Origin of the sequence: Legionella worsleiensis, assembly GCF_001467535.1 — a bacterium.
Lineage (GTDB): Bacteria > Pseudomonadota > Gammaproteobacteria > Legionellales > Legionellaceae > Legionella > Legionella worsleiensis.
On the sequence record NZ_LNZC01000006.1, the window covers coordinates 66,637 to 93,466 of the forward strand.

Consider the following 26,830-nt stretch of genomic DNA (forward strand, 5'->3'; position numbering starts at 1 on the left):
TGCACTCATGAATGAAGAATAAGCGAGCAAACCCATTGAAATGATTCTTTTAAAAGCCTTTTAAAAACCGGGTAAAGGCACGGGCATGTCTTCGTTTAGTGTTTTTTTGTCTGTTACAAAAATCTACACTATTGTTTACTTGCATGTGGTGAGTAATGAATTGTCGAGCGAGGCATCTGATCTCTGTTTGCTTGCGTCAAGCGCCATAATGAATTCGCTAACACCGTTAACGTGTTTACCTGCAAGTATCTTACCCAAATCGGATTGGGCAAATCGACGCAATTGATTGCCAAGATTGCCGTTTCTTAAGGCTGGCAGATGGGGTTTTAAATCAACGGATTTTCCCCGAAGAGCCGATTGCAGGGCTGCAACAGCTTCTTGTTTTTCTGTGAAACTGAATTGAAAGGCAGAAAAGAAACTGCCGTAAAAATATGCTTTTGTTTTACCGGATGAGTCTTTTACTGCTGTTCTGTTTATAAGATATTTCTCAAGGATTGAATTCAGTTCTTCCGCATAAATGTTAGTCAAGTTTGTTGGGGTTAACTGAATAGCGCTTTGCTGTTGCTTAATGAGAGCAAAGGTAGATTGAGCCAATTCATTGTCGCTAAGGTCTAATAAATGTACGTTTTGAGGAAGTGAACTAATGAGCAGCTGCCAGTCAGCTTGCGGAATGACATCAAGATTGTTTGCTTGCAAGTTAATCGCTGTGACGCTTTCAGGAAGAGCACCAAGTGCATCAATAAGGCCTCTTCCTTTGATATGGCCAAGATTATTATCGTTTAAGTCCATAGTGCTTAGGCTTTTTGGTAGTGCTGCAATAGCATGAGTCAAGACTGAGCCGGGTAAATCACCCAGATTATTATCGTTTAATTTAAGGCAGTTAACATGTTCTGGAATCCCGGCAAAGCCTTGAGCTAAACGCTCATCAGGTACACTCCCAAAAAGATTGGTACTTATATCAAGAGTCATTAGGTTTTCAGGAATGGCGCTGAGAATTTTGGCTAAATCTGCACCGTGATATTTGGCGAGATAATTACTGCTTAAGTCCAGGGAAATAACCTCGGGTTTAAGGGCTTTTAGCGCTAAGGACAGCTCATCCGCAGATTTTTTATGCAGTTTGTTTTTGCTTAGGTTAATTGAGGTAACATTTTTCGGAATGGCGCTTAGAATTTTAACCAAATCCATACCTGCTATTTGACCAAGGTCGTTATAGCTTAACCCTAGCGAAGTAACTGATTGAGGAAGTGCTTCAACAAGCTGGATTAAATCAGCAACTGATTTTTTACCCAGGTTATTATAGCCCAGATCTATAGAGGTAATTTTCGCTGGAATGGATGAAAAAAAATGGATAATATCCGTAACTGATGTTTCCCTGAGCCTGTATAGTGTCAAGTCAAGATGATTCCCGTTTTTACATGCAGTGTTGAGTATATCAGTTAAATCCTGCATTAATCGTTGCTGTTGGATGCATCTTTTTTCAAGGGTCATGAAATTATCCAGATTTAAGCCAAATAAAGTTCTTTATTTTACCATATAGATCTTTTTAAGTCCAAGTGGGCGCATTTGTGCGGTTAAACAGTGGGTGCTTTAGTCGCATTTTTAACGCAGAGTGCCTCAACAAAGTCAGTTATAGTCTCTACTTCTGAATCAACCAGCTCATTAGCCAAACCGGATTTGATAAACGCTCTTAGTTGATTGCCGAGATTGCCGTTTCTTAAAGCGGGCAGATGGGCTGCCAAATCAATATCTTCTCCCCTTAAAGCCGATTGCAGGGCTGCAACGGCTTCTTGTTTTTCTGTGAAACTGAATTGAAATGCAGAAAAGAAATTGCCATAAAGATATTTTTTTGTTTTACCACTAGAATCTTTTAGTGCACCTCGGTTTATCAGGTAACTGTTCAGTAGTGTCTTTATTTCGTGTTCCTTAGGGTTTAGATTGTTGCCCCAGTGTACTTTTATTCCAGCTGGGGGCGCTTTAAAAACCAGTGCTAATTGTGTATCCGGCAGTACTTCGAAAAGATTAGTGCTCAGGTCAACGAAAGTGACGTTTTTAGGCAGTGCTGCGAAAGCCCGAGTTAATGCTCTGGCTGTTTGGGTGTATAGACCGTTTGATTGCAAATAGAGGTGAGTTACTCCATGAGGGATTGCTGCGAAAATTTGAGCTAGTTGCTTTTCTGATTTTCCACTTAGTCTGTTCCAGTTCAGTGTTAGTGAGGTTACACCTGGCGGTATGGATTTGAAGGCTTGGGTTAATTCGCATTCAGATAAGTGCCAAAGTTCGTTACGACTCAAATTCAAGGCGGTTATGCCATTAGGTAGTGCGCTAAAGAGTTCGACAAGTTCTGCGCCGTGTCTTGTTCCTAAATTATTTCCGGTTAAATCAAGTAGGGCAATGTGTTCAGGCAAATTGGCAAAAGCTTTGGCTAATCGTGTCGGTGATTTTTGGTTTAGAGTATTCCATTTCAGGTAAAGTTCCTTGATGTGTCGGGGAATCGCAGCAAAGACAGTGGTGAGCTCTTCTTCTGATTTTTCGGCAAGCCCGTTGTTGCTTAAATCAATGGAGGTGACACTGGCCGGTATTGCCGCCAGGGCTTGAGCCAGTTCAGTGCATGACATAAAGCTTAAGCGGTTATAAGTTAAATCGAGAGAGCTGATGCCTGGAGGAATTGCTTTAAAAATTCGTGCGAGTTCTTCACCTGTTTTGTATCCCAGAGCATTAAATCCTAAATTAAGCGAGGTCACATTGACTGGAATAGCCGCCAAAGCGTTTGCTAAGTGCTCATCGGATTTTTTTCCCAGCATGTTGCCGGTCAAATTCAGAGAAATAATACTGGCAGGGATTGCACCTAAAACCAGGGTTAATTCATTTTTCGGCAGAGTACCAAGTTCATTAAGAGTCAAATCCAGTGAGATAATGTTGGCAGGAATTTTTGCGAGGAATTGAGCTAATTCTGTCCCTGATTTATCAGCGAGGTTATTTTTTTTCAGGTCAAGAGTACGGATGTTGGCAGAAATTGCGGTAAAAATTTCAGCTATTTTTTCCAAAGGCAAGCCCCCAAGTCCAGTGCTTTGCAAACTAAGCAAAGTCGCAGGAGCGGGCATGTGTGTTATGGCTTGGGCTAGATCGATGCCTGGTTTTTTGCGAAAAAACTCTATCTTCTGACGCATAATAATACCTTGTTTTAACCTTCAATGGGTTTGTCTGGTTTTTATTTTATCATAACCGTTATTTTATTTTCACTTTATCTTGATAGCTGTCTTTTTAAGGGCGCATTTTTTTGTTAAAAACCGGGGCTTTTTGCAGGATGGCTTCACTTGGTGATGCCTTCTCTCTGTCCAATTAGTTAGTTTTGGGGTATATTCCCGCGAAGTTCATTCTAAGGGTTTTTTATGATTCACAGTATGACTGCTTTTGCGCGAACACAAAAACAGACTGATTCAGGTACTTTATGTTGGGAAATCAGATCGGTTAATCACCGTTATCTCGATGTTTCTTTTCGCTTGCCTGAAGCATTTCGATTTTTGGAAACCAGTTTAAGAGGTGCGCTCAAAGACAAGATTCACAGAGGAAAACTGGAGTGTCAGTTAAAATATCAAGACACAAGTAGTGATAATCAGTCTATGCTTATAAATAAGGGTGTCGTTAATGCGCTACTGGGATTAAGTGACGCATTATCTGCTAATTATCAACTGGCTAACGATATGACCGTGAGTCAGGTGCTGGCATGGCCGGGTGCGGTTCAGACAGGTCAACTGGATATTGAACTTTTGGAAAAGCTGGCAGTTGGGGCATTTCATGAGGCTGTAGAACAGTTGTTTCATGTTCGTTCTACAGAAGGGAGTGCGTTGAAAAAGCATGTTGAAGAGCGTTTGGACGCTTTAGACCAGGAAATTTTAAAGGCCAGGGCAGTGGTTGGGAATATGGCAAGTCAGACTAAAGACAAACTGCTTACTCGCCTAAACGCACTTCAACTCGAGGTAGCGGAACAGCGGATTGAACAGGAAATTGCCATGCTTTTGACTAAAATGGATGTAAGCGAAGAACTTGATCGCCTGCAAACACATACCACTGAGGTCAGGCGAGCCTTGAATATCGATAAGGTCGCAGGAAGAAGACTTGATTTTTTAATGCAGGAACTAAACAGAGAGGCTAATACTTTAAGCTCCAAGTCTGATTCAGTGGACTTAACCCAAAGTGCAGTTGAAATGAAAGTATTAATTGAGCAAATGCGTGAGCAAATACAAAATATTGAGTGAGTACTATGGTTGGTCATTATTCCGGTAATTTATATATAGTAGCAGCGCCCTCAGGTGGCGGCAAAACCAGTTTGGTGCGTCATTTGATCGCCAATTTAAACGATATAGAAGTATCCATCTCTCATACTACTCGCCCCATGCGGCCTGGAGAGCAAGATGGGGTTGATTATTTTTTTGTCAATGAACCTGAGTTTGTGGCAATGATAGAAGACAATGCCTTTATAGAGCATGCCAAAGTATACAATCATTTTTACGGTACATCGGTTGCTCAAATTACCCGGAGATTACAGCAGGGTATTGATATTGTTTTGGACATAGACTGGCAAGGCGCTCAACAAATACGCCATACTTTTCCTGATGCAGTCAGTATTTTTATCGTTCCTCCCTCGCTGGAGGAGTTAAAAAACCGATTGATGAACAGGCGCCAGGATAACGATGAAGTCATCAGTGAACGAATGATTAAGGCTCAAGATGAACTAAGTCATTATCCTGAATTTGACTATCTGATAGTTAACGATACCTTTGAGCATGCGGCCATGGATTTGAGAACTATTGTGATGGCGGATAGACTGCGAATTGAGCGGCAGGTAAATAAACAATCAAAATTGCTTTCATTCCTGATGTCATCGCAGTAAAATAAGGGATTTAGGCCAGAAACAAGCAGTATTTTTGTTGCTTCATGGTGCCATTTTGTGAATGACCGGGTCAGTTTAAACCATGGTCGATATGGTGCTTGATCAACTTGTTCTTTAATTTAAGGGTGAATTTTATGGCACGAGTTACAGTAGAAGATTGTTTAGAGCATGTTGCGAATCGATTTGAACTGGTTATGGTCGCTACAAAGCGGGCACGACAAATTGCAGTTCGTGGTGATCAACCCATGGTTGAATGGGAAAATGACAAACCGACTGTTGTTGCTTTGCGAGAAATTGCAGAAGGTTATGTTACTGCTGATATTCTCGATAAAGAGTAGACGATTTTTTTGACTTTGCAGTAAGAGGATTTATCCTTTAAATACATACTTCTTGAAGCACGAGTTGCGGTATTGTTGCAAAGCTCAGAAAAAACAGGCAAAGCACAAACGTAACTTGGGCAATGAGAGGTATTAATGGCCATGTTGGACATTAGGGAGCACTGCGTGAGCTACTTTAAAGAGCTCGATGAAGAGCTTAAATGCTATCTTGAGCAGTCACAAATTGAAAAATGTTACCAAGCCTATGTGGTTGCTGAAAAAGCACATCATGGTCAAATGCGCCGTTCCGGCGAGCCTTACATCACTCATCCCGTTGCTGCAGCTTTAATTCTGGCCAGAATGCGTTTGGATTATCAAACCATTATGGCGACGTTGCTGCATGATGTTGTAGAAGATACGTCCATCAGCAAAGAAGATTTGACTTTGCAATTTGGGGAAGACGTCACTGCATTGGTTGATGGGGTAACCAAATTAACCAAAATAAAATTTGAATCCAAAGCAGAAGCTCAAGCAGAGAATTTTCGAAAGATGGTTCTTGCTATGGTTAAAGACATTCGTGTCATTATCGTGAAGCTGGCAGACCGCCTTCACAACATGCGTACTTTAGGCTCTATGCCCTCTGCCAAGCGCAGACGAATTGCCATAGAAACATTGGAAATTTATGCGCCCATAGCCAATAGACTGGGTATGCATTCAATTTATGTAGGCCTTGAGGATTTAGGATTTCAGGCTTTGTATCCCATGCGTTACAGAGCCATCAAATCTGCAGTGGAAAAATCACGTGGAAATCGAAAAGAGTTAACCCAGACCATAGAAAACGATTTGCAACATGCTCTTGCCCAGCTAAAAATTCCTTATGAACAGGTATTTGGCAGACAAAAACATTTGTACAGCATTTACCGTAAAATGCGCCAAAAAAAGGCTTCTTTTACCGAAATTACTGATGTTTTTGCTTTTCGTGTGATAACCGACGACATTGATTCCTGTTATCGGATTTTGGGAGCCTTGCATTGTACTTACAAACCCGTTCCTCAAAGGTTTAAAGATTATATAGGCATTCCTAAAGCCAATGGATATCAATCCTTGCATACGACTTTATTTGGTCCTTTTGGCGTTCCTTTGGAAGTTCAGATTCGAACTCGGGAAATGGATAAAGTGGCCGATAACGGTGTTGCAGCCCACTGGATATATAAATCATCCGGCCTTGAAGTCAATGAAGCGCAATTGCGCGCCAGGGAATGGGTGCAGAGTCTTTTGGAAATGCAGCGCAGCACTGGAAATTCACTTGAATTTATTGAAAACGTAAAAATTGATTTATTCCCGGATGAAGTTTATGTGTTTACTCCTAAAGGGCACATCATGGAATTACCTAAAGGAGCTACTCCAGTTGATTTTGCTTACACAGTTCATTCGGGAGTAGGAAATAGTTGCGTTGCTGCTAAAGTAAACCGAAGACTTGTGCCACTTAGTATTCCTTTGTCAAATGGTCAGACAGTTGAAATTATTACTGCCCCGGGTGCTCACCCTAATCCGGCCTGGTTGAATTTTGTGGTTACGGGTAAAGCTCGTTCAAATATTCGTCATTTCCTGAAGAGTCAACAACATGCTGAATCCATAGTATTGGGTAAGCGCTTGTTAGAACAGTCACTAAACGAATTGGCCAGTGATTATGCCAAGATCCCCCCTGAATCGTTAAATGCATTACTAAACGATCTGCATTACAAGACAGTCGATGATCTGCTCTATGCTATAGGCATAGGCAATCAAATGGCTATGGTTATTGCCAAGCGTCTGGTTGTCACTCAAGATGCCAACGAACTGGATAAAGTCAGTAAAACTCATCCCTTGGCAATCAAGGGAACCGAGGGTATGGTCGTGCATTTTGGTGAGTGTTGCCAGCCAATTCCCGGGGATAATATTGTTGGAAAATTCCAGCAAGGCAGGGGTATTATTGTGCATGCCAGTGATTGCGATTCTGTGCACAGTTCACGCAGCCATCCAGAGCAGTTTATTGCATTACGCTGGGATGAGCAGGTGCAAGGTGAATACTGGGTTGATATCACCGTTGATGTTGCCAATGAGCGAGGTGTTTTGGCTGCTTTGGCCACTGCCATATCTGAAGCCGACTCGAATATCGGTAATATTAATGTTGATCCCAGAGATGGCAGACATAATGCTGTAACGTTTTCAATTAGTGTTACAGACCGCACTCATTTGGCGCGAGTGATGCGCCGTTTGCGATCCAACAAAGTGGTTTTGCGTTTGTATAGAAAAAAACAAGGGGATAATTAATGCAAGCAATTCATACCCAATTGGCACCTGAAGCCATTGGTACCTACAGTCAGGCAATTTGTTGTGGGCAAACAGTTTATCTTTCAGGACAAATTCCATTGGATCCTGAAACCATGCAATTGTGCAGTGAAGACATTAAATTGCAGATAACGCAGGTTTTAGAAAATTTAAATGCCGTGTGTGAAGCTGCGGGCGGCAGTTTGGCGCAGATAGTAAAACTGAATGTGTATCTGACCGATTTGACCCATTTTCCCTTGATTAACGATGCAATGAGTCGTTATTTTAAGGCACCTTATCCTGCCAGAGCTGCCATAGGTGTTTCGGCCTTGCCACGAGGTGCAAAGGTTGAAATGGATGGAGTGATGGTTTTACCCTCCGCTCAAAGTTAATGAAATGAACGACAGCCATTACGCCCGAGCAGGGCGTGTGATGTTTTTGCTTGCCTGGATTATCCTTTTTGCGGGTTTGTTTTTATTTTTTTACTATTATGATAAATCGGATAGCACTGTTTATGCAGCCAATCACAGTGAGTACATACTCAGTGCCGATAAAAATGGTCATTACAGGATTCAAGGCCGGATCAATGAATTTCCGGTAGAGTTTTTGGTAGATACTGGCGCAACATATGTTGCCATACCTGAAAATGTAGCAAACCGATTAAACATTAAAGGACGATATCCACTGACTATATCAACGGCTAATGGTCAAATTACCGGCTCTTTGACTCGTTTGCAAAAGTTGTCATTTGGATCCTTTGAGCTCAATGATATTAAAGCGGTAATTATTCCAGGTGATGATAAAGATACTGTTTTATTAGGAATGAATGTATTATCACAGTTTAATATAGCTCAGGAAGAAAATCGGTTGGTGCTCAGGCGACGAGTAAAATAGTTAATGTTTGGTGAACTGTTTGCGTAGTGCGTCTTTGTTTTGGGTGTTTCCTGAGTATCCAGAGGTATCTAACCACGAATCTGCGAACTTGGATTGGGCAAAATGCGATAATTTGCATTCAAGAACATGATGCCTACTTAGGAAGATGGCTCACAGAACAGGTATAGTATTGCCTGAAAGGCAAGAGGCATCATCCACAATTTAATATAGAGTTTATTTATGAGTATTATTTCGCTTAATAGTGCCACCCTCATTGTTGCTGGTAATAAAATACTGGATCAGGCTGATTTACAAATTCAACCTCAAGACAGAATTGCTTTGGTTGGGCGTAATGGCGCAGGCAAATCGACCTTATTGAAATTGTTACAAGGTGACAGTGTTCTTGATAGTGGACAAATGCAGCAGCTATCGGGATTAAAAATAGCAGGCTTAATTCAGGAAGTTCCTGTTACCGGAGATGAGTCTGTTTATCATTTCCTGGTTAAAAGTCTGGGTGAAGTGGGGGAGGTGTTGACTCGCTTTCATGAGCTTACCCAACAAAACGATATGGATAAACTGGCATTAATTCAGCAGCAAATGGATAACCTGAATGCTTGGGATCTTCTGCCTAAAATTGAAACCATGGCAAGCCGCCTGGGCATTACCATCAACGAAGAAATGGCCAGTTTATCAGGTGGGATGAAACGCCGGGTTTTGTTAGGTGCAGCCTTATTAGCCTCCCCTGATGTTCTTTTGCTTGATGAGCCAACAAACCATTTGGATATAGAGGCTATTGAATGGCTTGAGTCCTATTTAAAAACATTTAATGGCAGCGTGGTGGTGGTCACCCACGACAGAGAGTTTTTAAGCCAGGTTGCAAATCGCATCGTTGAGATAGACAGAGGAAAACTTTACTTTCATGAGTGTGATTATGAAACCTATCTGGATAGACGAGAAACCATCCGCTTGAGTGAGCAAAAGCATAATGATCTTTTTGATAAAAAATTGGCTGAAGAAGAAACCTGGATACGCACAGGCATCAAAGCCAGGCGTACTCGTAATGAAGGGCGTGTTCGTGCTCTTAAGGCACTAAGAGAAGAATATAAAGCCCGCCGCAATCAGTTGGGTACGGTTAAGTCCCTGACCCTTGATGTGACTCGCTCAGGCTCCCTGGTGATAGAGGCTACAAAAGTAAATTATTCTATTGGTAACAAGCAGTTAATAAAGGATTTTTCCTTGTTGTTGACTCGTGGCGACAAGCTGGGAATAATAGGTCCAAACGGCTGCGGCAAGACAACATTGGTCCGGTTGTTGTTAGGTGAGCTGCAACCGGATTCAGGAAGTGTCAAACAGGGAACCTCCTTGAATGTTGCCTATTTTGATCAACTTCGTCGCCATCTTTTAGAAGATCAAACGGTGATGTTCAATGTGGGTGATGGGGCAGATTTTGTAACGATTAATGGCAAACAAAAACATGTAGCCAGTTATTTAAAGGATTTTTTATTTTCCCCTGAGCGCTTTAATCAACCGGTTTCTTCCTTATCTGGAGGTGAAAGAAACCGATTATTACTGGCTAAACTTTTTGCCAAGCCAGTCAATTTACTGGTTATGGATGAGCCTACCAATGATCTGGATATAGAAACTTTAGAGCTGTTGGAGCAGATGCTCATGGAATATCCTGGTACGTTGATTTTGATAAGCCATGACAGGGCTTTTATTAATCAGGTAGTAACCAGTGTCCTTGTTTATGAGGAAGAGGGTAAGTTTAGTGAATTTGTTGGTGGGTATGATGATTATAAAGCGCACAGGAAACAACAGCGAGAAACTGCTGTAAAGGCTCAGCCAATAAAACGAACAACCAGCGCCACTAAATTGAGTTTTAATGAGCAACGTGAATTGTCAAAACTACCCCAACAAATTGAGGTGCTGGAGAAAAAAATTGCAGCCTTGCATCAACAGATGGCTACAGCCGATTTTTATCAGCAAGATGCTCAAACTATTGCGGATGTCACTAAAACACTGGCTAGTGAAGAGGCATTATTATCTCAGTATTTTACCCGTTGGGAAGAGCTGGAGGACAGGCAATAAGCGCAGCATATTGACTCCTGTACTGATTCGGGTATTTTTGGTAAACCCTGAAGGGGTTTCTGTTGAAACATTTGAATCTCGTGTTATGTTTTACTCTGGATTAAAGGATCAGAAATGTTATTAACTTTAGCTCTTGTTGTTTTTTCTGCGGCCATAATGATTTTATTTTCTCAGGAATTTATTGCAATTTTTAAGAAAATTATGGCAATTAAAGGAGCTAAACTCCTGCTGCCCTTGTTTTTTGGTTCCTGGCTGGCACTTGAATTTGATTATTGGTTTTTGTGGGGCATTTATTATTACAAAGAGATGCTTCATGAGGTAGTTACTTTTTGTTCTCATTTGTTTTCTATATCTTCATATTCTTATTCTGTCTTTTCCATCATTTTTTTAAGCCTGTTTTCGGTTATTCCTGTAGTGTTACTTGATTGGTATCACATGAAAAAAACATTCAAACATTATGAATACCCTTATTTGACCAGTGCTTTGATCTGGATCTGTACCGCTATAGTCTTTGTTGTTGTGCCCTGAACTGACTACTAAGGTGATTTAGTAATCATGGTTTAATTTGTCTGGTTCGGTGTATAATCTCATCTTTTTATTTTCAGGTTGCCCAATGAATAAGCATGATTTTTATTTTGATTTACCCGAAGAGTTGATTGCTCAGTATCCTTTACCCGAGAGAAGTGATTCCAGGTTGTTGATTTATAATCGACAATCCGGTGAATATGGACATTATCAATTTAGAGAAATTGCCGATTTTTTAAATCCGGGTGATTTATTGGTAATGAATGACAGTAAAGTAATTCCTGCACGGCTTTATGGTCATAAATTAACCGGAGGCAAGGTTGAATTATTAGTTGAACGAATCACCGGCCCCAACACCTTTTTGGCACACATTAAAGCCAGTAAAGCATTAAAACCTGGTGGCATCATCCAGCTGGAGCAAGGAAATCAATTAGAAATACTGGATAGAGACGATGATTTATTTATCTGCAAATCCTCTTTGGAAACCATTAATTTGTTGAATACAGTAGGTCATATCCCTTTGCCGCCTTATATCAGTCGTAATGATGAAGCTATGGATAAAGATCGTTATCAAACCGTTTACGCAAAACATGAAGGATCCGTCGCAGCGCCTACTGCTGGTCTTCATTTTGACGATGCTGTGATTAGTAGTTTGCATGCACGAGGAGTTAATATTGCCTATGTTACACTGCATGTTGGCGCAGGAACGTTCAGGCCAGTACGATGCGATGATATAAAAGAACATAAAATGCACAGTGAGCAGTATACTGTAACTCCAGAATTATGTGCTGCTGTTCAGGCAACAAAAGCCGCCGGAAACCGAGTGATAGCCATAGGTACAACAGCGATGCGAAGTCTGGAAAGTGCAGCTAAAGACGGTGATTTAACGCCTGGAACCAAAGATACCGATATTTTTATTTATCCTGGCTATCAGTTTAGGGTATGTGATGGTCTGATGACCAATTTCCATTTACCTGAATCGACCTTATTGATGCTGGTTTCTGCGTTTATAGGTCATCAACAAGCCATGGATCTTTATCAGGAAGCAATCAATAAAAGATACCGCTTTTTTAGTTACGGTGATACAAGTCTGTTAATTTAGAGAGGAAGAGACTATGCCTGGTAAAGCACAATATTATGTACCTCTGGTTACAACAGAAGCGGGATCTTGCCTTACTTGCGCTAATTGGCAAGAAGTTGGCGTGGATGTAATTGCCTGTAATCTGGATGAGTTATTATTAAAGCCCGGGGCCGTATTGCTACAAAAAATCGATAATTTGGCTCATTATTTAGGCTGGACAGGTCGTGTTATCGTGAATGCTTCTCGTCTCAGAGCAAATAAGGAGGGGATCTTTACCCTTGTTTCTCCTTATGACGGTGCACGAATTAAATTGAATTATGCTGAACTGTTTGAGATTGTGAACCGAATAAAACCTGATGTGTTTATCGTACCTGTAAATACTATTAACGATGCACCCTATCTATGGGAAACAGTACATAGCACCATTAAAGTGTTTATTCCTGCTAATGATCTGGTCAACCATCCCTGCCCAAAATCACATGGGGTTTACATTCATTGTGCAGAGGAAAAGCTAAATCATCACGTTCTGGAACATGTGTCCAGGTGGACTCATTTATCATGTTACGTTAGTGGTTATTTTCATGGAAACGAGCTGGGTCAATTACGAGCACAAGGTGTGGAATATATTGAGACTAATGCTCCTGCACTTGCCGGATTAGAAGGCAAGGCATATTGTGGAAAAGAAATAATGGATTTAAGGGATGCGTCTTACGAATTGGATTTTGATAGATTGGACTCATTGTGTTCTTGTCCAACGTGTTCAGCACAACTGACCCGGGCGTATTTACACCATCTTTATCTTAATACCCCTTTATTGGCTCAGCGATTTTTAATTCAGCATAATGCGTTTGCGGCGCAGGGTTTGGCTTGAAAATAAAGGGAAATTGATTCCTTTCATTTACCTTGTGTTCAATTCGCTATATGATGTCACGTTGTTGATTGTAGACCTTGATTTAATAAATTATTGGTAGATTTTAGGAGATTTTATGAGTTTTTTTATTAGTGACGCATTAGCGACAGCCACAACTACTGCTCCAGCCGCACCCAATGATGGAACATTTTCACTCATTATGATCGCTGCAATATTCGTATTGTTTTATTTTATGTTAATCAGACCACAAAATAAAAAAGCAAAAGAACATCGAGAGTTACTTAGCCGATTAAAAAAAGGCGATGAAATCATCACTACTGGTGGTATGTTAGCCAAAGTAGTTAGTTTGGATGAGCAATACGTTAAAATCAGTCCTGCAGAAGGTATTGAGATTGTGATGCAAAAAGGCGCAGTTACCGCTGTATTGCCAAAAGGTACTTTAAAATCTCTTTAAGTTTGTCATAGGGACACGCAAATGCAAAATAAATACCCTCTATGGAAAAATCTGATGCTGATTCTTATTGCGGTCATTGGATTTGTTTATGCCATACCCAATTTATATACCGAACATCCTGTTGTGCAAATCTCAGTAGAGAATGCAGATGATAAAGAGATGGTTATAGGCAGGATAGAAGAAGCATTAAAAGCAGCGAAAATTGATTACACTTCTATTGTGGCTGAAAATCAGAGCGTGGAAGTTGGTTTTTCTTCAACTGACTCCCAGTTAATGGCTCAGGATGTGATTAAAAATACCTTGGGCAATCAGTATACGGTAGCATTAAATCTGGCCTCAACAACACCGGCTTGGATGACTGCTATTCATGCTAATCCCATGAAACAGGGGCTTGATCTTAGAGGTGGTGTTCATTTTCTTCTTGAAGTGGATGTGGAGAGTGTAATAAGTCGCCGCTATGAAGGGATCATGAAGAACATCGGTCAGGAGCTACGGCAAATTGGCATACGTTACTCCGGTATTCGTTATATTGCTGATAAAGGAATTGATTTGCGTTTCCGTGATCAGGAGTCAATGGAAAAAGCTCTGGTTGAATTGAAACAAAAAATACCCGAAGTGGTCTTTGTTAAAAGCAAGATGAAAAATGCGGTATTGGCTTCTATTTCACCGACTGAACAAAACAGCATCAGACAGAATACTATTGAGCAAACAATGAGTATTCTGCGAAACAGGGTTAACGAATTGGGTGTTGGTGAGGCGGTTGTTCAGCAGCAAGGTGCTACTCGAGTTGCTGTTGATTTACCGGGTATTCAAGATGCTGCCAGAGCCAAACAAATACTGGGTGGGACAGCAACGCTGCAATTTTATCTTGTTGATCAGGATAACGATCCTCTGATTGCCAAACAAACAGGTGTTGTTCCAGTCAGTGACAAGTTATATATGATGGACGGTCATCCCATCCTTCTGAAACGTCAGGTTGTCTTGAGTGGTGATTCCATTACCTCCGCAGTATCCAGTTTTGATCAGCAAACAGCGACCCCTGCTGTACAAATTCAACTCGGTGGCGGTGGTGAAAGCTTGTTTACCAAAGTAACTCGTGAAAATATTGGTAAACGAATGGCCATAGTCTACGTTGAAACCAAAAATACCCTAAAAACAGTTGATGGTGTTGAAACCCGTGTAACTCGTAGGGAAGAGCGTGTGATAAGTGCACCAGTCATTCAAAATGCCTTAGGTAGTAATTTCCAGATTACGGGGCTTACAGACAGTAAGGAAGCCAGTAATCTCGCATTATTACTTAGAGCTGGCGCATTGCCTGCGGCGATTTATCCTATTGAAGAGCGTACCGTAGGGCCTACTCTGGGTAAAGAAAATATTCGTCGAGGAATCATCTCTTTGGAAGTAGGGATGGGGATGATTTTAGTACTAATGCTTGTTTACTATCAGCTGTTTGGGTTGATTGCCAACTTTGCGTTACTGCTTAACCTCGTTCTGCTTGGGGCATTATTATCGATAATTGATGCAACGCTTACTTTACCTGGAATTGCCGGAATAGTATTAACTGTGGGTATGGCTGTGGATGCGAACGTATTGATTTATGAACGTATTCGTGAAGAATTGCGTTTGGGGTTATCACCACAGGCGGCTATTCATGCAGGATATGAGCGAGCTTTTTCTACCATTCTTGATGCGAATGTGACTACCTTAATTGTCGCCATCATTTTGTTTGCAGTAGGCACTGGCCCGGTTCGCGGGTTTGCTGTAACCCTTTCATTGGGATTACTCACCTCAATGTTAACAGCTATTACCTATACCCGGGCAATAGTCAATTGGTATTACGGCGGTCGAACCGTTAAAAAATTATCTATAGGTATATAAGGCGAGGCTCAGATGGAATTTTTTAATCCAAATTCAAAAGTGGACTTCATGGGAGCACGTCGCTGGACGGCGTTCTTTTCGGCATTGATTTTTGTTGTTTCGATAGCAGCTCTGGCAATAAATGGCTTGAAATGGGGTCTGGATTTTACTGGTGGAACTCAAATAGAAGTCACATACACCGATGCGGCAGATTTACCGTTAATCAGGGAAAATCTTGCTAAAATTGGTTTTAAGGAAGCTCAAGTTGTCAGTTACGGTACTTCTAAAGACGTGCTCATCAGCATTGCACCTCGTGCCGATAAAGATCCCGCTCTTCTAGTCGAGCAAGTGATGTCAGTTTTGCCTGGGGCAACCAAACAAAGAGTTGATTTTGTCGGGCCTCAGGTAGGGCAGGAATTGGCAACAAAAGGAGCATTGGCTATTATTGTTTCCTTACTTGCCACCATGATTTATATTGCGATGCGCTTTGAATACAGACTGGCGGTAAGTTCTGCCGTTGCGTTGATTCATGATCCGGTATTAATTCTTGGTGTATTTGCTCTTTTTGGCATTGAGTTTGATCTTAAGGCTTTAGCCGGATTGTTGGCGGTTATTGGGTATTCTCTTAACGATACTATTGTAGTCTTTGACCGGGTACGTGAGAACTTTGTTAAAATCCGACGAACCAGCCCAATTGATATTATGAATATATCCATTAATCAAACCTTGTCCAGAACCATTATGACGTCTTTATTGACTTTATTTGTTGTGGTGGCTTTGTTTGTATACGGTGGTGAGACCATTCATGGATTTTCTTTAGCACTTATTATAGGCATAGTGATTGGTACTTATTCGTCAATTTATGTTGCGGGTGCTCTGGCTGTGGCCATGGGCTTGGACAGAAAAGATTTTTTACCCAGCCAACGTAAAGATTTGGATGATAGGCCTTAATTAGCGCAGTTAAACCCGGGATGCGGCAATGCGGTTTGCAGGTTAATGCGTTGCTTGGGAGTAAGCCCGAAGGGCTGAATCCCGGGTTTAGATCTGCATCGACAGATTGAAGATCTAAACATGAAAAAAGCAGTCTAGCCACGGTAGCCTTGATGCAGCGTTAGCGTAATCAAGGTTTATTGATGTCGCACCGTCAATTCATTTTTACAATTCCAACCCGTGATGTGTTTTTCTCATTATTCAAGAATAGGTAAAATAAGCAAGAATTGGGCTGACTTGTTGCTTGAATTTTTTGGTGGATTTGGAGAGTAACCCCTTGATTACGCTGGCGCTGCATCAAGGCTACCTCGACTGAATCCTGGGTTTTGGATTATAGGCCTTAATTCGTGCAGTAAAACCCGGGATGCGGCCTTGCAGGCCTACTCCCAGGCTACCTTGCTGATGGGATAATGAGCTTATTCCTCAAGTAATCGGTCAATTTTTGCAGCACATATGAAATCATTATGCGTTAAACCATTAAGTGCATGGGTCATGAAATTAACTCGACAATAATTGTAGCCTACTTCCAAGTCAGGATGATGATTTTCAACATTTGCTGTCCATGCTATGGCATTAACAAAGGCCATGGTTTCATAAAAATTAGCAAATGAAAAAGACCGCTTGATTATTCTGTGATCTGGAGTAACTTCCCAATGTTTATTAAGTTGTGGCATTAAGTTTTTGATTTGTTCTGCATTTAGTGCAGCTCCTATGCCTTCACAAGACTCACAATGTTTGCTGCTTAAGTCGCTGGTCATATTAGTTCCTTTCATTAGATAAAGTAGTTTTGCAAAGCGCTAAGAAATCGAGAATTTTGTTCTTTGGTTCCTATAGTCACTCTGATAAAACGATTCATTTTATAAGCATGTAATGGTCTTACAATGATACCATTATCCAGCAGATAATTATAAAGTGCCATACCGTCTTCTTTACAGTCAAAGGTCAAAAAATTACATTGCGAAGGTAAATAATCGATATTCAACAGATCAAAACTTTTTTGTACGTCTTTTATTCCTTCCTTGTTCAAATCCAGGCTTTTTTGAATAAATTCGTGATCGTCTAAAGCCGCAAAAGCTGCGTTGAGCGCAATCTGATTTACAGTAAAAGGCAATTGAACACGTTGTAAAATAGTAATGATCTCTGGGTTAGCAACTGCATACCCGAGGCGTAGTCCAGCCATTCCGTATATTTTTGAAAAGGTTCGGGTAATAACCAAATTGGGATAGTCCTTCAGCCAATTGATACTGTTGCAGCTCATTGCCGATGCAGCATATTCATAATAGGCCTCATCAAGAACTAATAAAGTAGATTCAGGAATATTTTTTAATAGATGTTTGATTTCTTCCATACTGGTTAATATACCTGTTGGATTATTCGGGTTAGCTAAAAAAATTAATGCGGTTTCTTGGGTGCAGGCATTAATAAGATTATCGCAGTTGAGGTGCCAATTATCATGAATTGCAACATGCTTTACAGGAATATTAAGCGTTTGTGCCTGAATGGCGTAAGTACTGAATGCGTAATCATGAGTAAGAACATGTTTGTTGGTATGCAATGCAAAGCTGTTTAGTAAAACCGATACTATCTGGTCTGAACCATTACAAAGAAACAGATGATTTTGGGGAACACCAAGTTGATTGGCTAGTTTAGGAACTAGTGGATGATGCATTGGTGAGGGATAGGTTGCAATAGTCTGAGCGGGCAGGTTTCTTAATGCAGTTAACGCTTTGGGACTGCATCCCAGAGGATTTTCATTTGATGCCAGTTTGATTATGTCGGTTAGCCCTTTCTCGCAAACAAGTTCTTCTATGGATTTTCCTGGTTTATAAGGTACCAGAGACTGAATGCCTGGATGGGATAATCGTTGAAAATCAATGGGCATACTGAACTCCTTTTTTCAAATAATTGAATTTTACGTTACCTAAGCTTGTATGTGCTGTATCGAATTCAAAAAAACAGCGGGCTGGGACGAACTTATTCTTGATTCGTATTTAATGGTAGATTGTTGAATGAATGTTATCAAATGAAATTCCAGCTTTTACTGAATATTTCTCTCTTGATCCAAAATGAAAGCCCGTTTTAAAGATGCGTAGAGTTCCTCTAAATTTCAAGCAGTTATACCGGGTTGCAATTTTTTTTCAGGGGCGTTAATCTTGCGTCGGCAACCAACCTCAGGAAAGAATATAATGAAATCGCTTCAGGGATTTTCCCTTATTGAAGTGCTGTTGTCTTTAATGCTGGTGACCACCGTAGCGTTAGGATTATTAGAACAGCACTGGAACACACGCCAATACGTGAATCAATTGGTTTTGCATACCGATGCTTTGCCTCTTATAGACAGTATTAGTGAATCTTTTTATGTTCAAGAGTACACCTTGCCTTTGCTTTCGGCACCATATCATCTGAGTTCTTACCAACAAGCCCACTGTCTGAATGTGCGTATTGAATGGTATAACGGTAAAGAATTTATAGCTCGTAAAAACACATTACGAGAGATAGTCTGATGAACAGGCAATGGGGATTGGGTTTATCGGAGTTATTAATCAGCCTTTTTTTGGCCAGTATCATCATGACGACTTTAATTCATGTTTATATTGCGACCAAGCGTCATTATCTTGAGATGCAAAAAATTCTGGAACGGCGTTTTGAGCTGCAATGGGTCTCTGATCTATTATCCGATAGTATTCGTCGAGCCGGATTTACCCCTTGTATGGGTATAGAACGCCTCAAAAGCCTGGACATGCGCCATTCGGGTGAGCGTCTTTGGGGTGTTAAAACGGATAATCAATCACATCCTTTTATTCAAATTAACAAAATGAGCGAGGTGTTTGCAGAGGAAGTTTCTTTTCTTAGTCCAACCGAATTGGTCACTGCCAGTCCCGTAGTATTTAATGCGCACAGGCCTCTGATGATTGCAGATTGTCAACATGCTGAGGTACATCAGATTTTGAACGTTGAGCCCTACAATTCAGGGCAAAAGATTACTTTAGTCAAAGCTAAAATGTATCCTTATGAGTCAGTAGTTTATGTTGGGGAGTGGGTAGAAGAACGGTGGTTTATCAAATCCAATGCGCACCATAGAAATACATTACACTACCAGTCAACTCAATCAGAAGAGCTTTCGCCATTTATTCACTCCTTATCTACGATTCAGTATCAAATTCATGATAAAACAATTTTAAAGATAACCTTGGGGCTTGAGCAAGAAAAGACGCATGAACTCACCGTTGCGGTCAGAGGATCATGAAGAAGGGACATGCTGGATTCATTTTATTGATGACGATTTGTACTCTTCTTGTGATTAGTGTTTTGGTACTTTTCAGTATGCAGCAGGTCATCATGTATCGTAATGCGCTAAACCGCCAACTTACTCGGCATCAAAATTTTTATTGTATGGAAGATGCGTTGATGCAAATAGCCGAACAAGAACTGCATCAGATTGATCCTGGCTGCGTTGTTTCGGTTCAAGGTGCGGGCAAGGTAATTGATAAATTGGTTCATAATGCCGGCTGTTTGCTATCAACTGGTGGTAAATCGTACACCTATTTAGTTGAAGATCTGGGTTATTTTCCTTGTCAGATGGTGCAGAAGGGTAAAAAATTTTTTATATCTCGTCACCTTAGAGTCACGTTATTACAAAGTACTGACGAATACAACCATACTGCATCGGTAATGCAGGTAAGGGTTATTAAAGGCAGCTCATCTGCTCAATCATGCCCAGGAGAAAGACGCACAGTATTAGAGGGTGTGAACAGTTGGCGTTATCTTCCTGACGTGTAATGCTTCAAATTTGTAAATTCAGTCATGAACATAATGCATCGTGATTTGCTTGAGTATGAGCAGGCAAGGTTGTATTGTTATAAATACAGATAATTAACAGGCTTGATGGATGCGTTTATTCAATGTTTCCGAATTTAAATATTGGCCGCAAATCAGTGTGATTTTATTGTTGGCGGCTGGCTATGGCTGTTATCGATATTTTGCCTATTACGATACCCGTTCTAATGATTCCTATGTCTCTGCAAATTTGGTTAATATGGCCTCATTGGTTGCAGGCCCCGTAACTCGCATATACATCAATGAAAATCAAAAAGTCAAAAAAGGCGACAAACTCATAGAGATAGATCCTCTGCCCTATATCTATGCCGTACAGCAAGCAAAAGCAAAATTAAAGATCGCAAAATTAAATTATGAAAACGACCAATTGGCGGTAGTTAAAGCAGAGCAGCATTTGAAGCAATGCCAGGTCATGCTGAGTTTATCGCAAGATCACTTTAAGCGTTATAAACCACTCGAAGCAAAAGGGGATGTGCCGGACATTATTCTGGCAAATCTGGTTGATAAAATGAAAGAGCAGGAGGCGGCGATAGCAGAAGCCGAACAAGAGTTGAAAATTGCGCAAACAAATCTGGATGACAGCGAGATTTTAGCCGCACAAGCGGAGTTGGATCAGGCGCTTTATTTACGCAATCACACCACGCTTATTGCCCCTGAAGAAGGATTCATTACCAATTTTAATTTGCGTATTGGTCAATACATTAAAGTCGGTGAGGGACTTTTTGCTCTGATTGAAACCAAACAATGGTGGGTTGAGACCCGATACAGAGAAACAGTGATTCGCAAGATTAAACCCGGAGATAAAGCTGAGGTGATGATAGACATGTATCCTGGAAAAGTGTTTCACGGTCATGTAAACAGTATTGGTTGGGGTATTAATCGAGTGGCACAGGGTAATGTGGCCAATTCAACTTTGGTGTACATGAAGGCTACTGAAGACTGGATTCGAATTGCTCAGCGATTTCCGGTACGTATTTACATAGACGATGTGACCGACGAGTTTCCTATGCGCATAGGCGCTAGCGCTACTTCAATAACCTACAGGTGAGCCGGTGTTATCTTGGCCGCAAAGCGTTGAACACAGGGCAGCGATAAGAACAGCCATAGCAACGCTGGTTGCTGTATTAATTTCCTTTAAATTCCATTTAGAGACGCCTTATTGGTCAGGTATGACGGTTGTTATTGTTTCTAATTTATATACAGGTAGTATTATCGATAAAGCAATGATGCGGATTATTGGAACTATTGCAGGTGCTTTTTTAGGGTATTTTATTGCTGGTTTTGTGGTGAATAGTTTTATTTTGTATTTGGTGTGTTGTTTTCTGGTTATTGCAGTCAGCGTCTATTTTTTTAATTACAGCAAACACGGTTATGCCTATTTGCTCGGAGCTTTATGTATTTTTATCGTTATTTCTCAGGTTGCGCTTAACCCACAAAATGCTTTTTTTGTGGCGATTTGGCGGCCTGTTGAAATTGCCATTGGCGTATTGGTAGCCGCAATTAGTGCCTATGCGGTTTTTCCCAATCATATTAAAGACAATATAGTTCACCAGGTTCATGATATTTTTGCCGATTTTTTAGTTGAAATAAAACTACTTGAGACGTTGGTTATTCATTCCAAAATGAATAGTGCTGAATTGGCCGATTGTAATTTAAAAATAAAGAAAAAAATAAGAGCTGCGATAGAATTGATAGGGGCATTGAATCAGGAAATTGGTGTTAAAAAAGAACAGGTGGATAGATTTAGAGCTTATATGGATACCTTGTATTCCATCTCACGACAGTTTCAATACCTGGTTATTACCGAACCGCAAACCGAAGAATTAAGTGCATTAAAAACACTGGATATTGCTCCTTTATTTGCAGCCATTGAACATGATTTATTGGAGTTTCAGTCCAAATTTGATCTGCGTCAATCACAGGCTATAGCATTACATACCCCCGATGTTTTGGCTGAATTTGAACAAAGAATTAACAGCAATGAAAAGACATTACCAGTGAAAAGCGATTTTATCTATTCTTTTATTCTTTTTTTAAAGCAGCTTAATCAGTATTTTATTCTCATTCAATCTTTATGTTCTTCAGAATCCCTGGCTATTACTCCAAAATACAAAGTGATAAGCAAACAACAACGCTTACGTTCTGATTATGATTTGATTAAGCATTGCATCAAAGCAGGATTGTCTGTTTTGTTGGCATTGGGTTTTTGGTTAGTTAGTAATTGGCCCGGTGGATTAAACGGAATCATCAGCAGTTTGATTTTATCCATTAAAAGTAAAAATCTTTTTGATATGAAACAGGTTAGTCTGCATCGCTTGACAGGGTGTTTTATCGGCGGGGGAGGGGCGTTAATTGCTTTGGCTGTATTTGAGATGAATCTGTTTGAGTTTGTCTTCATTGTATTATTTTTAGTCTGGGCATTGAGTTATTTTATGTTTCGCTTTACTCGGTATGCTTATATAGGCTTACAGGCCAATATTGCACTAATTATCACCCTTGCTCAGCAAGGAGGGCCTCCAGTAGGATTGGATCCGCCCCTGCAGCGGCTTGCAGGAATTGTTATTGGAATTGCTGCAACGTTTATTGTTGCCAATGTGGTGTGGCGCAGTGATGTCTGGACTATTTTAAATCGTTATACTGACAAATTATATCGGTTTATAGCGTTTAACCTGGAACAGGTTATTCTCGTTGCGGAAGATAAGCGTTCACTTCATGATTTGGCTAATCTTTTTTGGCTTTCCAGAGGGTTGATTACGTCATTGGGTAATGAGCAATTAAGTCCCAAGAAACAAAATCTGCTGCACTCTTTAACGCAACGTTTTGAGTCACTGGTTATTGTTCAGGCTGCAATCAGTCACATTCTAGTTGCTCTGGATTTGACTAAAGCACGTCAAACTGCTGCATTGTTTCATTTTGATTTACTTTTTTATGAGCAGCAGTTAATTACCTTTTTTAAGCAACATGACTTTGAGGGCGGTTTAAATTTAAGTCGGGTTTTTGAGGATTTTGTAGCCCATATAGACCAAAATGCTGCTTTTGCCAGTGTTTCTGATGAGGACTTGCGCCACTTATTTGCCTACATCAACGCTTTGAAACAGGTGGCTGTTCGAATTTATTAATAACTATTTTTAAATTCAATCCATCTGAAAATTGGAATAAAAACAAGAATAAAAGCAACCAGCTCGGTATATGATGAATTGTCAAGGGTAATTTTTAGTTGCAATTTTTTCCATGACGTGTAAAATTTGAACTCTTATGAAAGCAAAAATTATCTTTTTCACAGTCGCTCTGGTATTAGTGAGCATGGGAATTGCGGTATGGTGGAATTGGCCATCCCAATCGGTTTTTCGTCAGGTAACTTTTAATCAGTTACCCGGTTGGCAAGACGGCGATTTCACAAAATCCTTGCAGGCATTTAAGACCTCTTGCCGTACCTTTATCAAGCAGGATCCTTTACGTAGTGTTGGTACCAAGGTCATAGACTTACAAGCTAAAGATTGGCAGCCAGCCTGTTATGCAGCTCTTGAACTTGATCCAGTTGATGCGCAATCAGCACAATCATTTTTTCAGAAGTGGTTTGCTCCGGTTGAATTCTACGATGGCAAACCGGTAAAAGGATTATTCACCGGGTATTACATGCCTTCCTTAAAAGGCAGTTATAAAAAATCCGCAGAATTTAGTGTGCCTCTTTATGAGCGTCCAAGTAACCTCGTCACTATAGATTTAGGACTATTTGTTCCGCACCTGAAAAATCGCAAACTCGTTGGCCGAATCGAAGGTACTAAAGTGGTTCCTTTTTATACACGAGAACAAATTAATAAAGGAGCAATTAAGGACACAGCTAAAGTTTTGTTGTGGATCAATAGTCCCGTAGATCGACTGTTTTTGGAAATCCAAGGTTCTGGTATCGTGACACTTGAGGACGGTTCGCAAGTCTTTGTTGGTTACGATGGTGAAAATGGTGCGCCTTACACGGCTATTGCCGGAGTATTAATTAAAAAAGGCATTATGACCAAACATAACGCCTCTATGCAGGCAATTAAACGATATTTGGAAGCTCATCCAAAAGAAATGGATAAAATCATCAATAAAAATAAATCCTTTGTCTTTTTTCGCAAGTTATCCTCTGATGCCGCACTGGGGTCTCAGGGAGTGGCATTAACCCCTGGATACTCTTTGGCTGTAGACCGAACCTGGATACCTATGGGAACACCTCTTTGGTTAAGTACTACAAGACCGGATAGCAAAACCCCAGATAAGAATAAGCCCATGCAACGCCTAATGATAGCGCAGGATACCGGAGGTGCTATTCGTGGTAAAGTCAGAGGCGATGTATTTTGGGGCGGAGGCGAAAAAGCAACTCTTATTGCCGGTCATATGAAAAATGAAGGACATTATTGGTTATTATTACCTCGACATGTCTTCTCCCGCCTGGAACAGTTGGCTTGATTATCAGGTTATAATTAAATGCCAAAAGTTATCTTAATGAATGAAATTATGACTGATGGTATCGGAGATTTTTCACATTTCCTTGATATTTATCTTTTTTTACGTGAGCATCATGCAACGTGTCAATTTGAATTAATACCGGTTATCTGTTTTGATAGAGATCCTGTTAAACCAAATGCTGAACGGCAGTTTAACAAAATACTGAGTATAATTAAGTCGAATAATATTCCCCTTTATTTTTATGGTGATAAAGAGGCATATGATAAAGACATATCAAAAAATACAGCATTAATTCAGTGCTTTACTGAAGCAGTGCAAATTATTAATATTTCATATCCTGCTGTTGGCTTCTTCACAAAACTGCTGAGTTATGTGCATCCAAAAGCCAGGTTAAAATCGATAGGGGAACATGAGTTTGATTTTTCCCCCCAAGGATGGATGTCTCGCTCATTGGGTCTTGGCTCAAACAGTTATGGAATTAAATGCAAACAGATTGAGCGCTTGGAACCGGCTGACGCTTTTTCAGTGATTGCACATTATAATCCCCTCTTCACAAATATGCTGTTGAAAGTTACTGGCTCTGATAGTTTTTTTTCGTTTCAAGAAAATAATATTTTAACCTCGGCATATTTTCAGCCTGAACGAACTACAGATTTAAAATTATTTTTACTGTTATTTTCTGTTAATCAAAGTCTGCCCAAAAACAAAGATATTGCTGTCTATTTATCTTCAAACGGAGCCAATAATTTTGTTGACGAAATCAATAACGCAACAGAATTTAAAGAGATATTGAGTAACTCAGATCTTAAACGCATTGAATGGATTTTTTCTGATGACTCTCAGAGCAGCATTGAAATTAATTTAACTGGCAATAGAGTCATCAGAGTTTTTTTGGGGTTTCATCTCTGTGACACATCTTACAGCGCTCTATATCAATGTTTGGAGATAGCATTGGTTACCGGCGATAATACATTGGAGCAGGCTATTTCATCCTGTGTCTTACCTGTTTACCGCTCATTTAATTATAGTTATAAATCAAGAACCTTATGGGCACTTGTAAATATCATTAAAGAAACTCTTGGGAGTGCTCCTGCTAAATTACTCCAGGATATGCAATTATTCTTCGAATACGCACCGGTATCAGAAATGGGTGGTTATCAACGATGCTCAAAAACATATGCACAATTTGCTGAAGAGTATAAAGATATGGATTTAATATCCATGATAAAAGTATGGCCTGTAGTTGCAAAGCATATTCAGGATAAATACAATTTTTTTGATAAACTGGAAGAGATTTTTTTTGAGGACTTAGATCCCGAATTACTGGCTATAGCGTACGATCAAGAAAGCAAAGGAATAAAGCAGGACTTGCGTCCTCAGGTTGTATTTAGTCAGCAAGAAAGGTGCAGCTTTTTCTCAAGAGATAAAAATAAATTTTTTATTGGGGGAGCTGTTGCCGCAACAGCGGCAGCAGCATCATGTATCTATTGGGCTTCCTGTGCACTATAATGCTCTTTTACTGTCCTTTAAATTGAGTACTGCAGGTTGTGAGGCACGAGTTTAGAATGACGAGCTGGCTTGATTTCTTTATTAATCCGAGAAACTTGGGGTGCTTAAATCATACATAAAAAATTGCTCACCCCAGCATTTTGATCCTCTAAACTATACCTTCCCATGACTAGGGCGCATTGAAAATTGCCCCCGTCTACGTGCCTCGGCGTGTCCGAGGCATCCAAGAGGTGCTCAAATTAAAAATACAGCTAAATTAAACGCATTAATCCGTTGATTAAAAAGAGCGAACTTATAATCTAATGGCCCTGACACCAAGTATAAAACGAGTTTGCAATGGCTAGGCTTATGCTCAATGATGCGCTATGGGCTAAGCTAAAGGATATCATGCTACAACATAGGATTTATGAGAAGCCTACTCTTCGTTTATTTGGCTTCCTATGTAATCAGCTCAATTTGAATGATATTATTCAAGCGAGTCCAAAACTCGATAACAAGGAAGAATAAATGAACGTATTTTACGTCTATATGATGGCGAGTAAGCGCAACGGCACTCTATATGTCGGATCAACGTCTGATTTGATCAAACGGGTTTGGGAGCACAAAGATAAATTAATACCAGGATTTACTGCTCGGTATAATGTTCATATGTTGGTCTATTACGAAATGCATTCAACTTACCTGGAAGCCGCTTGACGTGAAAAACGTTTTAAAAACTGGTGCAGACAATGGAAAATTAATTTGATTGAAGATCTTAATCCCGAGTGGCGTGATCTGT

Annotated in this window: 24 protein-coding genes and 1 pseudogene; 21 read left to right on the forward strand and 4 right to left on the reverse strand. The window is 40.3% G+C overall.

The features are described from left to right. Positions 1-135 precede the first annotated feature (135 nt). On the reverse strand, positions 136-1,488 hold the full coding sequence (locus Lwor_RS04095) for a leucine-rich repeat domain-containing protein (RefSeq protein WP_058492638.1): 1,353 nt from the start codon (positions 1,486-1,488) through the stop codon (positions 136-138). An 83-nt stretch (positions 1,489-1,571) separates the two neighbouring features. Beyond that, entirely contained in the window at positions 1,572-3,167 is a 1,596-nt protein-coding gene (locus tag Lwor_RS04100) for a leucine-rich repeat domain-containing protein (RefSeq protein ID WP_058492639.1), read from the reverse strand. A gap of 222 nt (positions 3,168-3,389) precedes the next feature. Between Lwor_RS04100 and Lwor_RS04105 the strand changes: the two genes are divergently transcribed. From Lwor_RS04105 to secF, 13 genes are all read left to right on the forward strand, one after another. Beyond that, positions 3,390-4,256 carry a YicC/YloC family endoribonuclease gene (locus Lwor_RS04105; RefSeq protein WP_058492640.1) on the forward strand — a complete coding sequence of 289 codons (867 nt, stop codon included), beginning with the start codon at positions 3,390-3,392 and terminating at the stop codon, positions 4,254-4,256. A gap of 5 nt (positions 4,257-4,261) precedes the next feature. Further along, on the forward strand, positions 4,262-4,891 hold the full coding sequence (gene gmk, locus Lwor_RS04110) for a guanylate kinase (protein WP_058492641.1): 630 nt from the start codon (positions 4,262-4,264) through the stop codon (positions 4,889-4,891). A 134-nt stretch (positions 4,892-5,025) separates the two neighbouring features. Continuing rightward, a complete protein-coding gene (gene rpoZ / locus Lwor_RS04115) occupies positions 5,026-5,229 on the forward strand; it encodes a DNA-directed RNA polymerase subunit omega (protein ID WP_058492642.1) in 204 nt (67 codons plus the stop codon). A gap of 165 nt (positions 5,230-5,394) precedes the next feature. Further along, positions 5,395-7,521, forward strand: a complete 2,127-nt coding sequence (spoT, locus tag Lwor_RS04120; protein ID WP_058492663.1) for a bifunctional GTP diphosphokinase/guanosine-3',5'-bis pyrophosphate 3'-pyrophosphohydrolase — start codon at positions 5,395-5,397, stop codon at positions 7,519-7,521. Continuing rightward, entirely contained in the window at positions 7,521-7,910 is a 390-nt protein-coding gene (locus Lwor_RS04125) for a RidA family protein (protein WP_058492643.1), read from the forward strand. Before spoT ends, Lwor_RS04125 begins: the two co-directional genes overlap by 1 nt. 4 nt (positions 7,911-7,914) lie before the next feature. After that, positions 7,915-8,412, forward strand: a complete 498-nt coding sequence (locus Lwor_RS04130; protein ID WP_058492644.1) for a retropepsin-like aspartic protease family protein — start codon at positions 7,915-7,917, stop codon at positions 8,410-8,412. Between the two features lie 219 nt (positions 8,413-8,631). After that, on the forward strand, positions 8,632-10,479 hold the full coding sequence (locus tag Lwor_RS04135) for an ATP-binding cassette domain-containing protein (protein ID WP_058492645.1): 1,848 nt from the start codon (positions 8,632-8,634) through the stop codon (positions 10,477-10,479). A 114-nt stretch (positions 10,480-10,593) separates the two neighbouring features. Further along, positions 10,594-11,007, forward strand: coding sequence for a hypothetical protein (locus tag Lwor_RS04140; RefSeq protein ID WP_058492646.1), 414 nt, complete (start codon positions 10,594-10,596; stop codon positions 11,005-11,007). A gap of 85 nt (positions 11,008-11,092) precedes the next feature. Beyond that, complete coding sequence (gene queA / locus Lwor_RS04145; protein WP_058492647.1) at positions 11,093-12,106, forward strand: tRNA preQ1(34) S-adenosylmethionine ribosyltransferase-isomerase QueA; 1,014 nt, start codon at positions 11,093-11,095, stop codon at positions 12,104-12,106. A gap of 13 nt (positions 12,107-12,119) precedes the next feature. Continuing rightward, positions 12,120-12,956, forward strand: a complete 837-nt coding sequence (locus tag Lwor_RS04150; protein ID WP_058492648.1) for a tRNA guanosine transglycosylase family protein — start codon at positions 12,120-12,122, stop codon at positions 12,954-12,956. A 115-nt stretch (positions 12,957-13,071) separates the two neighbouring features. Further along, positions 13,072-13,410: a preprotein translocase subunit YajC gene (gene yajC / locus Lwor_RS04155; protein WP_058492649.1), complete on the forward strand. Its 339-nt coding sequence runs from the start codon at positions 13,072-13,074 to the stop codon at positions 13,408-13,410. A 21-nt stretch (positions 13,411-13,431) separates the two neighbouring features. Further along, entirely contained in the window at positions 13,432-15,288 is a 1,857-nt protein-coding gene (gene secD, locus Lwor_RS04160; RefSeq protein ID WP_058492650.1) for a protein translocase subunit SecD, read from the forward strand. Between the two features lie 12 nt (positions 15,289-15,300). Then, positions 15,301-16,218, forward strand: a complete 918-nt coding sequence (secF, locus tag Lwor_RS04165; protein WP_058492651.1) for a protein translocase subunit SecF — start codon at positions 15,301-15,303, stop codon at positions 16,216-16,218. 455 nt (positions 16,219-16,673) lie between these two features. Here the strand turns inward: secF and Lwor_RS04170 are convergent, their stop codons facing one another. Further along, complete coding sequence (locus tag Lwor_RS04170; RefSeq protein ID WP_058492652.1) at positions 16,674-17,015, reverse strand: 4a-hydroxytetrahydrobiopterin dehydratase; 342 nt, start codon at positions 17,013-17,015, stop codon at positions 16,674-16,676. 14 nt (positions 17,016-17,029) lie between these two features. Continuing rightward, positions 17,030-18,139, reverse strand: a complete 1,110-nt coding sequence (hisC, locus tag Lwor_RS04175; protein WP_058492653.1) for a histidinol-phosphate transaminase — start codon at positions 18,137-18,139, stop codon at positions 17,030-17,032. 304 nt (positions 18,140-18,443) lie between these two features. On the opposite strand from hisC, the gene Lwor_RS04180 reads away from it, so the two are divergent. From Lwor_RS04180 to Lwor_RS04215, 8 genes and pseudogenes are all read left to right on the forward strand, one after another. Further along, positions 18,444-18,761, forward strand: a complete 318-nt coding sequence (locus tag Lwor_RS04180) for a type IV pilus modification PilV family protein (RefSeq protein WP_058492654.1) — start codon at positions 18,444-18,446, stop codon at positions 18,759-18,761. Then, the gene (locus Lwor_RS04185; RefSeq protein ID WP_058492655.1) at positions 18,761-19,504 is read left to right on the forward strand and encodes a PilW family protein; all 744 of its coding nucleotides are present in this window, start codon (positions 18,761-18,763) and stop codon (positions 19,502-19,504) included. The genes Lwor_RS04180 and Lwor_RS04185 overlap by 1 nt, the downstream gene beginning before the upstream one ends. Beyond that, on the forward strand, positions 19,501-20,037 hold the full coding sequence (locus Lwor_RS04190; RefSeq protein WP_058492656.1) for a hypothetical protein: 537 nt from the start codon (positions 19,501-19,503) through the stop codon (positions 20,035-20,037). The genes Lwor_RS04185 and Lwor_RS04190 overlap by 4 nt, the downstream gene beginning before the upstream one ends. A 109-nt stretch (positions 20,038-20,146) precedes the next feature. Then, positions 20,147-21,142, forward strand: coding sequence for an HlyD family secretion protein (locus tag Lwor_RS04195; protein WP_058492657.1), 996 nt, complete (start codon positions 20,147-20,149; stop codon positions 21,140-21,142). Between the two features lie 4 nt (positions 21,143-21,146). Beyond that, positions 21,147-23,213 carry an FUSC family protein gene (locus Lwor_RS04200; protein ID WP_058492658.1) on the forward strand — a complete coding sequence of 689 codons (2,067 nt, stop codon included), beginning with the start codon at positions 21,147-21,149 and terminating at the stop codon, positions 23,211-23,213. 136 nt (positions 23,214-23,349) lie between these two features. Beyond that, a complete protein-coding gene (mltA, locus tag Lwor_RS04205) occupies positions 23,350-24,543 on the forward strand; it encodes a murein transglycosylase A (protein ID WP_058492659.1) in 1,194 nt (397 codons plus the stop codon). A gap of 18 nt (positions 24,544-24,561) precedes the next feature. Continuing rightward, positions 24,562-26,052 carry a hypothetical protein gene (locus tag Lwor_RS04210; RefSeq protein ID WP_058492660.1) on the forward strand — a complete coding sequence of 497 codons (1,491 nt, stop codon included), beginning with the start codon at positions 24,562-24,564 and terminating at the stop codon, positions 26,050-26,052. A gap of 507 nt (positions 26,053-26,559) precedes the next feature. Further along, positions 26,560-26,830 (forward strand): annotated as a pseudogene (locus Lwor_RS04215) (GIY-YIG nuclease family protein); the annotation flags it as partial.

Bases quoted from the DNA above. Each gene is read 5' to 3' on its own strand.
- secD (WP_058492650.1), top strand. From the start codon at position 13,432: ATGCAAAATAAATACCCTCTATGGAAAAATCTGATGCTGATTCTTATT.
- Lwor_RS04130 (WP_058492644.1), top strand. From the start codon at position 7,915: ATGAACGACAGCCATTACGCCCGAGCAGGGCGTGTGATGTTTTTGCTT.
- Lwor_RS04195 (WP_058492657.1), top strand. From the start codon at position 20,147: ATGCGTTTATTCAATGTTTCCGAATTTAAATATTGGCCGCAAATCAGT.
- Lwor_RS04100 (WP_058492639.1), bottom strand. From the start codon at position 3,167: ATGCGTCAGAAGATAGAGTTTTTTCGCAAAAAACCAGGCATCGATCTA.
- Lwor_RS04185 (WP_058492655.1), top strand. From the start codon at position 18,761: ATGAACAGGCAATGGGGATTGGGTTTATCGGAGTTATTAATCAGCCTT.
- Lwor_RS04210 (WP_058492660.1), top strand. From the start codon at position 24,562: ATGCCAAAAGTTATCTTAATGAATGAAATTATGACTGATGGTATCGGA.
- hisC (WP_058492653.1), bottom strand. From the start codon at position 18,139: ATGCCCATTGATTTTCAACGATTATCCCATCCAGGCATTCAGTCTCTG.
- Lwor_RS04170 (WP_058492652.1), bottom strand. From the start codon at position 17,015: ATGACCAGCGACTTAAGCAGCAAACATTGTGAGTCTTGTGAAGGCATA.
- secF (WP_058492651.1), top strand. From the start codon at position 15,301: ATGGAATTTTTTAATCCAAATTCAAAAGTGGACTTCATGGGAGCACGT.
- Lwor_RS04135 (WP_058492645.1), top strand. From the start codon at position 8,632: ATGAGTATTATTTCGCTTAATAGTGCCACCCTCATTGTTGCTGGTAAT.
- rpoZ (WP_058492642.1), top strand. From the start codon at position 5,026: ATGGCACGAGTTACAGTAGAAGATTGTTTAGAGCATGTTGCGAATCGA.
- queA (WP_058492647.1), top strand. From the start codon at position 11,093: ATGAATAAGCATGATTTTTATTTTGATTTACCCGAAGAGTTGATTGCT.
- Lwor_RS04125 (WP_058492643.1), top strand. From the start codon at position 7,521: ATGCAAGCAATTCATACCCAATTGGCACCTGAAGCCATTGGTACCTAC.
- mltA (WP_058492659.1), top strand. From the start codon at position 23,350: ATGAAAGCAAAAATTATCTTTTTCACAGTCGCTCTGGTATTAGTGAGC.
- Lwor_RS04180 (WP_058492654.1), top strand. From the start codon at position 18,444: ATGAAATCGCTTCAGGGATTTTCCCTTATTGAAGTGCTGTTGTCTTTA.
- yajC (WP_058492649.1), top strand. From the start codon at position 13,072: ATGAGTTTTTTTATTAGTGACGCATTAGCGACAGCCACAACTACTGCT.
- gmk (WP_058492641.1), top strand. From the start codon at position 4,262: ATGGTTGGTCATTATTCCGGTAATTTATATATAGTAGCAGCGCCCTCA.
- Lwor_RS04190 (WP_058492656.1), top strand. From the start codon at position 19,501: ATGAAGAAGGGACATGCTGGATTCATTTTATTGATGACGATTTGTACT.
- Lwor_RS04105 (WP_058492640.1), top strand. From the start codon at position 3,390: ATGATTCACAGTATGACTGCTTTTGCGCGAACACAAAAACAGACTGAT.
- Lwor_RS04095 (WP_058492638.1), bottom strand. From the start codon at position 1,488: ATGACCCTTGAAAAAAGATGCATCCAACAGCAACGATTAATGCAGGAT.
- Lwor_RS04150 (WP_058492648.1), top strand. From the start codon at position 12,120: ATGCCTGGTAAAGCACAATATTATGTACCTCTGGTTACAACAGAAGCG.
- Lwor_RS04140 (WP_058492646.1), top strand. From the start codon at position 10,594: ATGTTATTAACTTTAGCTCTTGTTGTTTTTTCTGCGGCCATAATGATT.